11 protein-coding genes are annotated in these 12239 nt (G+C 66.8%); 9 read left to right on the forward strand and 2 right to left on the reverse strand.

Translation table 11 applies throughout. The features are described 5' to 3' along the window. Nucleotides 1–36 precede the first annotated feature (36 nt). Nucleotides 37–468 carry a CBS domain-containing protein gene (locus ACV4UZ_RS19925; protein ID WP_491602534.1) on the forward strand — a complete coding sequence of 144 codons (432 nt, stop codon included), beginning with the start codon at nucleotides 37–39 and terminating at the stop codon, nucleotides 466–468. A 25-nt stretch (nucleotides 469–493) separates the two neighbouring features. On the opposite strand, the gene ACV4UZ_RS19930 is transcribed toward ACV4UZ_RS19925, so the two are convergent. Both ACV4UZ_RS19930 and ACV4UZ_RS19935 read right to left on the reverse strand, forming a co-directional pair. Next, entirely contained in the window at nucleotides 494–2122 is a 1629-nt protein-coding gene (locus tag ACV4UZ_RS19930; protein ID WP_491602535.1) for a diguanylate cyclase domain-containing protein, read from the reverse strand. Nucleotides 2123–2140: 18 nt separating this feature from the next. Further along, the gene (locus ACV4UZ_RS19935; RefSeq protein WP_491602536.1) at nucleotides 2141–3118 is read right to left on the reverse strand and encodes a phosphoribosylaminoimidazolesuccinocarboxamide synthase; all 978 of its coding nucleotides are present in this window, start codon (nucleotides 3116–3118) and stop codon (nucleotides 2141–2143) included. A 224-nt stretch (nucleotides 3119–3342) separates the two neighbouring features. Between ACV4UZ_RS19935 and ACV4UZ_RS19940 the strand changes: the two genes are divergently transcribed. The 8 genes from ACV4UZ_RS19940 to ACV4UZ_RS19975 all read left to right on the forward strand — a co-directional run bounded on the left by ACV4UZ_RS19940 (nucleotide 3343) and on the right by ACV4UZ_RS19975 (nucleotide 12127). Then, a complete protein-coding gene (locus ACV4UZ_RS19940; RefSeq protein ID WP_491602537.1) occupies nucleotides 3343–4596 on the forward strand; it encodes an ABC transporter substrate-binding protein in 1254 nt (417 codons plus the stop codon). A 41-nt stretch (nucleotides 4597–4637) separates the two neighbouring features. Then, nucleotides 4638–5507: a branched-chain amino acid ABC transporter permease gene (locus tag ACV4UZ_RS19945; protein ID WP_491602538.1), complete on the forward strand. Its 870-nt coding sequence runs from the start codon at nucleotides 4638–4640 to the stop codon at nucleotides 5505–5507. Continuing rightward, a complete protein-coding gene (locus ACV4UZ_RS19950) occupies nucleotides 5504–6493 on the forward strand; it encodes a branched-chain amino acid ABC transporter permease (RefSeq protein WP_491602539.1) in 990 nt (329 codons plus the stop codon). The genes ACV4UZ_RS19945 and ACV4UZ_RS19950 overlap by 4 nt, the downstream gene beginning before the upstream one ends. Beyond that, nucleotides 6490–7227, forward strand: a complete 738-nt coding sequence (locus ACV4UZ_RS19955; protein ID WP_491602540.1) for an ABC transporter ATP-binding protein — start codon at nucleotides 6490–6492, stop codon at nucleotides 7225–7227. The genes ACV4UZ_RS19950 and ACV4UZ_RS19955 overlap by 4 nt, the downstream gene beginning before the upstream one ends. Then, nucleotides 7227–7931 (forward strand): ABC transporter ATP-binding protein, encoded by a 705-nt coding sequence (locus tag ACV4UZ_RS19960; protein WP_491602714.1) that lies wholly within the window; start codon nucleotides 7227–7229, stop codon nucleotides 7929–7931. Before ACV4UZ_RS19955 ends, ACV4UZ_RS19960 begins: the two co-directional genes overlap by 1 nt. 49 nt (nucleotides 7932–7980) lie before the next feature. After that, a complete protein-coding gene (locus ACV4UZ_RS19965) occupies nucleotides 7981–9819 on the forward strand; it encodes a feruloyl-CoA synthase (RefSeq protein ID WP_491602541.1) in 1839 nt (612 codons plus the stop codon). A 143-nt stretch (nucleotides 9820–9962) separates the two neighbouring features. Beyond that, nucleotides 9963–11627, forward strand: a complete 1665-nt coding sequence (locus ACV4UZ_RS19970; RefSeq protein WP_491602542.1) for an acyl-CoA dehydrogenase family protein — start codon at nucleotides 9963–9965, stop codon at nucleotides 11625–11627. 224 nt (nucleotides 11628–11851) lie between these two features. Then, a complete protein-coding gene (locus ACV4UZ_RS19975; RefSeq protein WP_008614941.1) occupies nucleotides 11852–12127 on the forward strand; it encodes an HU family DNA-binding protein in 276 nt (91 codons plus the stop codon). The last annotated feature ends 112 nt before the right edge of the window (nucleotides 12128–12239 follow it).

Genomic DNA, 12239 nt, shown 5'->3' on the forward strand with positions numbered 1-12239 from the left:
TGCGTCCACGTCCGATGAAAAAGGGGAGAAGCGCCGATGCTCGTTTCCGAAATCCTGCACAAGAAGGGCAGCAAGGTTTTCAAGATACTCCCGTCCAAGGCCATGATCGAGGCGGTCCAGGGCATGGCGGCCTTCAAGGTGGGGGCGGTCCTGGTGGTGGACGAGAAGGACAGGACGCTCGGCATCTTCACCGAACGTGACGTCACCCGCTGTCTGGCGGCGCACGGAGCCGCCATCCTTGAGACGCCGGTGGGCGACCACATGACCCGCAATCCGCTGACCTGTCAGGTCGGCGATACCGTCGCCTCGGTAATGAGCACCATGTCGACCCATCATTTCCGCCACATGCCGGTCATGGACAATGGCCAGATGAAAGGCATCGTCTCCATCCGTGATCTGGTGTCCAACAGCCTGGAGCGGGCGGAATTCGAAGCCGAGGCCATGCGGGCCTACGTCACCGCCGGCTGATGGCCTGAACGGCGCGGAGGGGCGCTCAACCCTCCGCGTGCAGGACGACCCGGTTCTTTCCGCCGCGCTTGGCGGCGTAAAGCGCCTCGTCGGCCAGACGCGTGACATCGCTGATATCTTTGCCATGACGGGGCCACAGGGCCGCGCCGACGCTACAGCCGATCTTCACCGGATTGCCGTCCAGCGTGAACGGCTCGCCCAGGGAATGAACGATCCGCTCGCCCACCAGGACGGCATCGGCCGCCGCCGCCTGGGACGGGGCGGACAGCACCATCATGAACTCGTCGCCGCCCAGGCGCGCCGTGATGTCGCCCTGGCGGGCGCAGGCCCGAATGCGGGCTGCCACGTCCTGCAGCAGCAGGTCACCAATTCCGTGACCCAGGGTGTCGTTGACCCCCTTGAAACCGTCGAGGTCCAGACAGAGGACGACCAGACTGGTTTCGCTTCGCCGCGCCGAGGCCAGCATCCGCCCCAACTGGTCCTCGAGCCCCAGGCGGTTGGTCAATCCGGTCAGCCGGTCATGGCTGGCCTGAATCTCGGCCTGGCTGCGTGCCGCCTCGCTGCGGGTCAGGCTGTCGATCAGGGCGCGGAGCGACACGCTCAGGGACTGGATTTCCACCACCCCTCTTTCGGCGGGAATGTCCACGGGTTCGCCTCCACGCAATCGGTCGGCGGCCTCGGCGATGCGCCGCAGCGGGGCGGCGACCCGCCCGGCTACCCACCAGCCGAAAGCGGCACAGGCGAGCGCCACCCCGGCGCCCCAGGCGACGATGTGGCGCTGCAGCGCCGACACGGCGGCGAACGCGGTCTCGGTGGGCTGGCGGGCGACGATGGTCCAGCCCAGCCCGCCATAATCCTTGTATCCCCGAGCCAGGGCGTAGCCGGTGAGGTATTCCCGGCCATCGGGCCAGGTCTCCACCTGCCAGCTTCCGTCGCCCTGGCGTGCCTTGGCGACCGAGTGAAGCCTGAGAGGATGCCCGATCTGGGAGGACGGCCCCAGCAGAACCGTGTCGTCGGTGGCGACCACGAAGACCTCGACCGCCCGACCGGCGTCGAAGGGGGTCAGGACCGACTGCTCGATCTCGCGCGCCCATTCCCAGCTGAGGTGAGAGGCGATGACACCCAGCATCCCGCCGCCCGGAGCGACCACCGGCCGGCTGATATCGACGAACTTCATGGGCTCGCCCGAGGGATTGGGCAGCAGCTTGGCCAGCAGCACCGCCTCGTGGACATCGCCCACGAACGCCCCCTTCGCCCCCTGGACGAATACCGGCCGTCGCGAAATATCGGCCCCGATGAGAATGCCCTCCGACGCCGCCAGCACCCGTCCCTGGGGATCGGTGAAGCCGATCCAGGAAAAGTGGGGAATGGAGCGCTTCAGCCGGTCCAGGGAAACCTGAACCGCCCGGGGATCGAGGGGGCTCTGGGTCTCGATCAGGGTGGCGAGCAGCGCCACCTCGCCCGAGCGCGCCCACATGCCGCGGTCCAGCTTGTCGGCGATCTGGCGGGTCACCTCGCTAAGGTTACGGCCGATCTCGGCCCGGACGTCTGCGGACGAGCGGCTGCCGATGGCATAGGACAGGATCGCCGCCCCGGCCATGACCGACAGCGCGAAGGTCAGAGCGAACCGGACCCTGAGGCTGGTGGCGACCATCTCCGCCCACCTCTGGCCTTAAACGAAGTACCGGGTCAGGTTGCGGCGGATGCGCTCCTTCACGGGGTCCGCCGCCGACGGCGCCTCGAAAGCCTGGCCGGTCACCGCCTCGAACAGGGCGATGTACTTGGCCGAGAACTCCACCAGGGTATCGTCGGGAATGGCCGGAATGGGATCCTTGTAGGGATCGCAGCGTGCCGCGATCCAGATGCGCAGGAATTCCTTGTCCAGGCTTTCCGGCTCCTCGCCCCCGGCGTGGCGGGCGGCATAGGTATCGGCCTTCCAGTAGCGGCTGGAATCGGGAGTGAGGATCTCGTCGGCCAGGGTGATGCGCCCCTCGCCGTCCACGCCGAACTCGAACTTGGTATCCACCAGGATCAGGCCGTTCCTGGCCGCGATCTCACGGCCGCGGGCGAACAGGGCCAGCGACAGGCGGGCCAGCTCGTCCCACTGCGCCTGGCTGAGCAGGCCACGAGCCACCACCTCGGCCGGTGACACCGGCGCGTCGTGCCCCCCCACCTCGGCCTTGGTGGTGGGCGTGAGGATGGTCGAGGGCAGCTTGTCGTTCTTCACCATGCCGTCGGCGAAGTCGAGGCCGTACATATTCCGCCGCCCGGCCTTGTACATGGACCAGATGGAGGTGTCGGTGGAGCCGGTGAGATAGTCGCGCACCACCATCTCGATGGGCAGCATGTCCAGGCGCCGGCCCACCACGACGTTGGGATCGGGATACTCGATGACGTGGTTGGGGCAGATGTCCCGGGTCGCCTCGAACCAGAAGCGCGCCGTCTGGGTCAGCACCTGACCCTTGAACGGCACCGCCGCCAGCACCTGGTCGAAGGCGCTCTGGCGATCGGTGGAGATCAGGATGCGCCGTCCGTCGGGCAGATCGTAGTTCTCGCGCACCTTGCCGCGATAGTAGTTGGGCAGTTCGGGGAACTCGGCTTCGGTAAGCACGCCGGGAATGGCGGCGCGGATCGCGGCGGCGGAGAGCATGTCCAGACATCCAAGAAGAACGGGATGCCTTTATCGCATTCCCCGATGCGGCGGGCAAGGGAAGCACCTCGCTCAAACCGGCCTCGATTTTATTGTTGTGCAGCACAACAGTTTTTGTGCCCAACAATACCCTTGACGAACGCCGAGGACTGCCTCACAGTCGTAGGCATCAAAGTCGCCAAAGAGCGACCCAGGAGGTTTTCGAACGCGAAAGGGACGTCCAAATGCCTGACAACACCACGAGTCTGTCCGCGTCACGGACCATTACCCGCCGCCAGTTCACCACGGCCGCGGCGGCCGGTGCCTTGGTCACCACCACCGGGTTGCCCTTGCGCTCGGCGCGGGCGGCGACGCCGCTCAAGCTGGGCGTGTTGCTGCCCCGCTCCGGCCATCTGGCCCTGATCGGCCAGGCCTGCCAGCGCGGCGCCGAGATCGGCCTGCCCATGCTGAAGGACATGGGCTATTCGGTCGAGCTGATGAACGCCGATACCGAGTCCAATCCGGATGTGGGCCGCACCCAGGCGGAGAAGCTGATCCGCGAAGGCGCCAACATGCTGATGGGCTGTTTCGATTCCGCCACCACCCTGGCGGTGGCCGGCGTGGCCGAGGCGAAGGGCGTGCCCTTCGTGGTCAACATCGCCGCCGAGCCCAAGCTGACCGAGCAGGGGTTCAAGTACGTGTTCCGCAACTTCCCCACCGCCGGCATGCTGGGCAAGGGTGGGCTGCTGCTCTACAAGGACATCTTCGCGGCCACCGGCGTGACGCCCAAGACCGCCGTGCTGATGCACATCAACGACAGTTTCGGCATGGCCATGCTGGGCGGCATCAACGCCCTGATGCCCAAGCTCGACATGCCGTTCCAGATCGTCGAGACCATCGGCTACGACCCCAAGGCCCGCGACCTTTCCATCGAGGTCTCCAAGGCCAAGGCGGCCAAGGCCGACTTCGTCATGACGGTGACCCGTCTCAACGACGCCATCCTGCTGGTCCGCGAAATGGTCAAGCAGCAGGTGGAGACCATGGGCATCATCAGCCCCGGCGCTCCCGGCATGTACGAGAAGCAGTTCTTCAAGGCCCTGGGCAAGTACGCCGAGTTCTGCACCACCAACGTGCCGTGGTTCGATCCCAAGCAGGAAATGGCCCAGATCCTGAACAAGACCTTCGAGAAGGCCTTCCCCGAGGAGAGCTGCGACCTCAACGTCGGCTTCACCTTCGAAGCCGTGCTGATCGCCGCCGACGCCCACAAGCGCGCCGGCAGCAATGACCCGCAGGCCCTGACCGAGGCGCTGCGCGCCACCAACCTCGCCAAGCGCGCCATGCTGGGCGGAGCGATCAAGTTCGAGGCCAACGGCCAGAACATGAACCTGATCTCGGCGGCGGTGCAGAACCTGGGCGGCAAACCCACGGTGACGCTGCCGGCGGCCTCGGCCGAGGCCAAGCCGGTCTTCCCCATGCCGCCCTTCAAGGGCCGCACCTAGGAAAAAGCCGCAACATCGGCATTGCTTGGCGGGGAGCCGGGATGGACGCCACCTTCTTCATGAACGTGATCAGCGCCGGTCTTTTGACCGGCCTGGTCTACGGCCTGATGGCCCTGGGGCTGTCGGTCATCTTCGGCGTCATGCGCGTGGTCAATTTTGCCCATGGCGACATGATGGTGGTGGCGATGTATGCCGCCTTCCTGCTCTTCACCAAGATGGGGATCGAACCGGTCCCCGCCCTGCCGCTGGTGGCCGGCGGCCTGTTCGTCGTCGGCTACCTGCTGCAGCGCTTCCTGATCAACCACTTCCTCCACGTCACCGAGCACATCCAGTTCCTGCTGCTGCTCTCGGTGGCCATGATCATTACCAATCTGGTGCTGATGGCGTTCGGCCCCGATGCCCGCAACATCCAGCTCGACGCCAGTTTCGAGAGCTATTCCATCGGCAAGCTGGTGCTGGACAAGGTCAGGGTCATCGCCGCCATCACCGCCGGCGGCGTGGCGTTGCTGCTGTGGGCCTTCTTCCGCTTCACCACCACGGGCACCGCCATCCGCGCCTGCGCCGACAATCCGGTGGGAGCCCGCGTGGTGGGGCTGGACGTGGAGAAGCTCTACGCCATCACCTTCGGCATCGGCGCCGCCTGCGTCGGCGCCGCCGGCTGCCTCTTGCTGCTGCTGGTGGACGTGCATCCGCACCTGTCGTCCGACTACACCCTGCTGGGTTTCATCATCGTCATCCTGGGTGGGCTCGGCAGTCTGGGCGGCGCGCTGCTGGGCGGCATCCTGGTCGGCCTGTCCGAGGCGCTGTCGGGCGTGCTGATCGCCCCCAGCCTCAAGAGCATGTTCAGCTTCGGCCTGCTGATCCTGGTCCTGCTGCTGCGCCCGCAAGGCATCCTGGGGAAGAAGCCATGAGCGCCCTGTTCCGTGACCGCCGCGCGGTCCTGCTCCTCGGCCTGCTGGCGATCCTCGCCCTGGCCCCCCTGGCGGCGGGCGACTACCTGCTCTCCATCCTGATCACCGTGCTGCTCCAGGCCTATCTCGGCATGAGCTGGAACGTGATGATGGGCTTCGCCGGCCAGTTCTCGCTGGGCCATGCCCTCTATGTGGGCCTGGGGGCCTATGCAGGCGGCGCCCTGTTCGTCCATTACGGCACGCCGCCGTGGATCGGCGCCCTGGCCGGCATGGCGGTGTCCGCCGCCGTCGGCGCGGTGATCGGCACGCTGGGTTTCCGCTTCAAGGTGATGGGGGTCTATTTCGCCCTGCTGACCATCGCCTTCGCCGAGTTCACCCGGGTGCTGTTCGATCACTGGGGCTGGGTGGGCGCCTCGTCCGGCCTGTTCCTGCCCCCCGCCCCCAACAACAGCCCGGACAATCTGTGGCTGCTGCGCGGCTCGACCACCATGTTCTACTACGTGGCCCTAGGGATGACCGCCGCCGCCTTCTGGTTCAGCCGCGCCCTCCTGATGCGCCGCATCGGCTATTACTGGCAGGCCATCCGCGAGGATCAGGACGCCGCCGACGCGCTGGGCATCGACGTCTTCAAGAACAAGATGATCGCCGTGCTGATCTCGGCGGCCATGACCAGCCTGGGCGGCGTCTTCCTGGCCTTCTTCAACAACAACCTCTACCCCGAGAGCATCTTCTCCATGCATCGCTCCATCGAGCTGATGCTGGGCACCATCATCGGCGGCATCGGCACCCTGTTCGGGCCGATCCTGGGCGCCGTGGTGCTGACCGCGCTGGGCGAGCTGCTGACCGAGCTGGGCGCCCATATCGGCATCGACGGCGTCAAGCAGATCGCCTACGGCATCTGTCTGATGCTGATCCTGGTGCTGAAGCCGGGCGGGCTGTGGCCGTGGCTGCGCAAGGCGCTGCGCCTGGAGGGAGACGGACGATGAACACCGCCACCCCCATGCTGTCCGTCGAGAACCTGGGCAAGAGCTTCCGTGGCCTGCGCGCCGTCAACGCCGTGACCTTCGACGTGCCCCGGGGCGCCATCGTCGCCCTGATCGGCCCCAACGGGGCGGGCAAGACCACCACCTTCAACCTGATCGCCGGCGCGCTGCCCCCCAGCGACGGTCGTGTGGTGCTGGACGGCGAAGACGTCACCGGCCTGGGCCAGGCGGCCATCTGCCGCGCCGGCGTCGGCCGCACCTTCCAGATCGTCAAGCCGTTCGCCGGCCTGACGGTGGAGGAGAACGTCATGGTGGGCGCGCTCCGCCACGACAACGGCGACGTGGAGAAGGCCAGGGCCGCCTCGCGCGCCATCCTCGACCTGCTGGAACTGGGCGACCGCGCGCGTGACCCGGCCCAGACCCTGACGCTCCCCGACCGCAAGCGGCTCGAGGTGGCCAAGGCCCTGGCCACCCGGCCCAAGCTGCTGCTGCTCGACGAGGTGATGGCCGGCCTGCGGCCGGTGGAATGCGATCGCATGGTGGCGATCCTGACCGGCCTCAACAGGGAGACGGGCCTCACCATCCTGCTGATCGAGCACGTCATGCGCGCCGTGATGGCCCTGTCCGACCACGTGGTCGTGCTGCACCACGGCGAGAAGATCGCCGAGGGTACGCCCTCCGAGGTCACCAGCCATCCCAAGGTGCTGGAATGCTATCTGGGAGAGGATCACGGATGATGCTGGAAGTTCGCGATCTCGACCTGTTCTACGGCGACGCCCAGGCGCTGGACGGCGTGTCCCTCGACGTGGCCGAGGGCGAGGTGGTGGCCATCATCGGCGCCAACGGCGCCGGCAAGACCTCGCTGATCCGCGCCATCGCCGGCATGCAGAAGCCGGCGCGCGGCACCATCTCCTTCGAGGGCCGCGACATCACCGGGCGCCTGAGCTCGATGATCTGCGACCTGGGCGTGGCCCAGGTGGCCGAGGGCCGCCAGATCTTCCCCTCCATGAGCGTGCGCGAGAACCTGGAAATGGGCGCCGTGCTGCCGCGTGCCAGGGCCAAGCGCAAGGAGACGCTGGAACGCTGCTACGAGATGTTCCCCAAGCTCCTGGTCCGCTCGGATCAGGCGGCGGGGACGCTGTCGGGCGGCGAGCAGCAGATGCTGGCCATCGGCCGCTGCCTGATGGGTCAGCCCCGCCTGATGATGTTCGACGAGCCGTCGCTGGGGCTGGCGCCCGCCGTGGTCAGCGAGATGTTCAAGATCATCAAGACCCTGCATGAAGAAGGCATGACGGTCATCCTGGTGGAGCAGAACGTGTCGGCCTCGCTGAAGCTGGCCGACCGGGGCTATGTGCTGGAAAACGGCCGGGTGGTGCTGTCGGGCACCGGAGCCGGCCTCTTGAACGACGACGGAGTCCGCCAGGCCTATCTCGGCCTGTAAGGACGACAAGAAAAAAGCGGTCCGCTGAAGACGGCGAGGGAGGTTCATCATGAATTCGGTTGCCTGGGCACCCATCAATTTCGCGCCCGCGCGGGTGGAAGTGGAAAAGCTGGAGGACGGCGCCTTCATCATCCGGTCGCCCGACAGCCTGAAGCCCTATTCCCGCTGCCTCGGCGACCTGCTCGTCCACTGGGCCGAGCGCATCCCCAACAACGTCTTCCTGGCCCAGCGCGCCGGTGACGGCTGGCGCAAGGTGACCTGGGGCGAAGCGCTGAAGATGGTCGAGGCCATCGCCCAGTCGCTGCTGGACCGCGGCCTGAACAAGAACCGGCCGGTGATGATCCTGTCGGACAATTCCATCGACCATGCGCTGCTGGCCCTGGCCGCCATGCATGTGGGCGTGCCGGTGGCCCCCATCTCTCCGGCCTATTCGCTGATCTCCCAGGATCATTCCAAGCTCCGCTACATCGCCGATCTGCTGAAGCCCGGCCTGGTCTACGCCGCCGACGGCGCCAGGTTCGCCGATGCCCTGGTGATCCCCGAACTGGCCCGCGTCGAGGTGGTGACCAGCGTCAACCCCATCGCCTGCGGCGTCACCTTCGATACCCTGCTGACCGCCACCCCCGGCCCGGACGTGGAGAACGCCTTCGCCAACGTGCGCCCCGCCACGGTGGCCAAGATCCTGTTCACCTCGGGCTCGACGGACATGCCCAAGGGGGTGATCAACACCCAGAAGATGCTGTGCTCCAACCAGCAGGCCATCCGCCAGGCCTGGCCCTTCCTGCTGGAAAGCCATCCGGTGCTGGTGGACTGGCTGCCGTGGAACCACACTTTCGGCGGCAACCACAATTTCAACATGGTGCTGCGCCATGGCGGAACGCTCTACATCGACGAGGGCAAGCCCATGCCGGGGCTGGTGGAGAAGACCGCCGCCAACCTGAAGGAAATCGCCCCCACGCTTTACTTCAACGTGCCGCGCGGCTTCGACATGCTGATTCCGCTGCTGGAGAAGGACGAGGCGCTGCGGACCAATTTCTTCAAGAACCTGAAGATCATCTTCTACGCCGGCGCGGCGCTGCCCCAGAATCTGTGGGAAAAGATGGAACAGCTGTCCATCCGCACGCTCGGCTACAAGGTGCGCATGGTGTCGTCCTGGGGCGCCACCGAGACCTCGCCCATGATCACCACCGTGCATTTCGACATTCCGCGGGCCGGCATCATCGGCCTGCCGGCGCCGGGCTGCGAGGTCAAGATGATCCCCAACGGCGGCAAGCTGGAGATGCGCATCAAGGGACCCAACGTCACGCCGGGCTACTTCAAGCGCGACGACCTGACCCGCAAGGCCTTCGACGAGGACGGCTGGTACGTCATCGGTGACGCCGGCAAGCTGGCCGACCCCGACGACCCATCCAAGGGCATCGTCTTCGACGGCCGCGTCGCCGAGGACTTCAAGCTGATGTCGGGCACCTGGGTGCATGTGGGAGCGCTGCGCCTGGCGGTGATCGATGCCGCCGCGCCGGTGCTGCAGGACGCGGTGATCACCGGCCATGACCGCGAGGAGGTGGGCCTGCTGGGCTTCGCCAGCCTGCCCGGCTGTCTGCGCCTGTGCCCCGACGCCGCCCCCGACACGCCGCTGAAGGACCTGATCAAGCGCCCCGAGGTCCGGGAGAAGATGCGCGCCGCCATGGTCGCCCTGGCCGCCGAGGGTAAGGGCAGCTCGCACCGCATCGCCCGCGCCATCCTGATGGATGTGCCGCCCTCCATCGACGCCAACGAAATCACCGACAAGGGCTACATCAACCAGCGGGCCGTGCTGACCAACCGCGCCGCCCTGGTGGAGAAGCTCTACGCCGGAGGCGACGATCCCGACCTGATCCGGATGGGGTGAGCGACCGACAAATATCATCCCGACGACCATCGGGAGGAGGGATCCCGTTCTGGCCCGGCTTTGCCGATTCGGCACCAACCGGAGAAGCAGAGATCCCTCCCCCTCGCTCGGGATGACGGGTGAATTGAGCCAGGGACCAGACCATGATCGATTACCGCACTCCCCTTAGCGACCTGCTGTTCGCGCTCCGCCATGGGGCCGGGACCGCTCGCCTGCCCCATTGGGATGACGAGACCGCCGAGACCGTGCTGACCCACGCGGCCGCCATGGTGGACGAGGTCATCGCGCCCCTGGACCCGCTGGGCGACACCGAGGGAACCCGGCTGGAGGACGGCCGCGTGGTCATGCCCCAGCCCTTCGTCGACGCCTACCGTCAGTTCGCCGGCGATGGCTGGCAGGGCCTCGCCGTGCCCGAGGAGGACGGCGGCCAGGGCCTGCCCCACATCCTGGCCTCGGCGCTGTCCGAGATGCTGTCGGGGGCCTGCATCACCTATCAGATGGTCCTGTCGCTGGCCCACGGCGCCATGCGGACGCTGGCGGCCAGCGGCTCGGCCGAGCAGCGGGCCACCTGGATTCCCCGCCTCGCCGCCGGCGAATACCTCGCCACCATGTGCCTGACCGAGCCCCAGGCGGGCTCGGACCTGGGGCTGGTGCGCACCATGGCCACCCCCCAGCCCGACGGCTCGTGGAGCATTTCCGGCGGCAAGATCTTCATCTCCGGCGGCGATCAGAACCTGACCGAGGGCCGGATCATGCATCTGATCCTGGCCCGCACCCCCGACGCGCCGCCCGGCGTCAAGGGCCTGTCGCTGTTCCTCGCCTCCTCGCTGTTGCCCGACGGCTCGCGCAACGCCATTTCCGTGGTGCGCCTCGAGGAGAAGATGGGCATGCACGCCTCGCCCACCTGCCAGGTGGCCTTCGATGGCGCCCGGGCCGAGATCATCGGCGCGCCCGGCGAAGGACTGGCCCGCATGTTCACCATGATGAACGCCGAACGCCTGGACGTGGCGGTCCAGGGCGTCGGTCTGGCCGAGGTGGCGCTGCAGCGCTCGCTGGCCTATGCCAACGAACGCAAGCAGGGCCGCGCGGGAAAAGACGGCGGCCCCGACATCATCGCCAAACATGGCGACGTGCGGCGCATGCTGCTGGCCCAGATGGCGCTGGCCATGGGCTGCCGCGCCATGGTGATGCGCACCCTGGTGGATTTGGAGCTGGGCGACAGGCCGGCGCTGATGGAGCTGATGACCCCGGTGTGCAAGGCCTTCGCCACCGAAGCCGCCATGGAGGCCGCCGACCACGCCATCCAGGTGCATGGGGGTTACGGCTTCCTGCGGGAATACCGGGTGGAACAGATCCTGCGTGACGGCCGCATCACCCGCATTTACGAGGGCACCAACGGCATCCAGGCGGCCACGGTCGCCGGCCGGGTGATCCGCCTGGACAACGGCAAGGCCCTGGCCGAATTCAAGGCCGAGGTGGAGGCCGCCATGGGCGCCGCCTCCCCCGGATTCGCCGCCGCCCTGCGCCAGGCGCTGGCCGCCTGGGACGAGGCCGGGGCCGCCATGGCGTCACGCAAGGACATCGGGCTGACCGCCACCTCCTATCTGCGCCTGACCGGTCTGGTGGCCTTCGGCGCCGCCTGGGCGCGGCTGGAGGCGGCGGCGGAGCATGCCGCCAACCCGGCGCGTATCCGTGCCGTGGCCGAATTCGTCAGCGACTGGATGCTGCCCGAGACCCGGCATCTGGCCATTCTATGCAAAAATTCAGCGGAACTCGGGTCTTTACCCGATGAGGTATTCATCACCTGATGATTCCTGGGGAAAACCCCCAACGATTAGGGACAGGACCGTTGTATTGTTGCGGAAAACGCGACACATTGCTTAACTCCCCGCTGGTCGGAAGTCCGCCTGTGACAGGGCTTCCAGCCTGGGGTTCGGGTTCGGGCCGGTGCGGCGTCCTCGCAACAGAGTAGTTGACGTCCGCAACGGTCATGTCATTTTCAACCGGTCACGACAATTCCATTGGGGGTCTCATGAACAAGCAGGATCTGGTGAACAAGGTTGCCGAGCTCAGCGGTCTGTCCAAGGCCGCCGCCGACAACGTGATCGACGCCACCTTCGCCGCCATCACCTCGGCGCTCAAGGCTGGCGACGATGTCCGCCTGGTCGGGTTCGGTTCCTTTTCGGTGACTCAGCGCGCCGCCAAGGAAGGCCGCAATCCCCGCACCGGCGCCACCATCAAGATCGCGGCCTCCAAGGCCCCGAAGTTCACCGCCGGCAAGGGCCTGAAGGACGCCGTCAACGGCTAGGTCCTTCGCCCCAAGGGTGAAATGCCAAGGCCCCCGGAAAAATCCGGGGGCCTTTTGGTTTTTGGAGATCCACTCGCTTGTCTGTCATTCCGAGCGCAAGCGAGGAATCTCC

The organism is Paramagnetospirillum sp. (assembly GCF_058402745.1).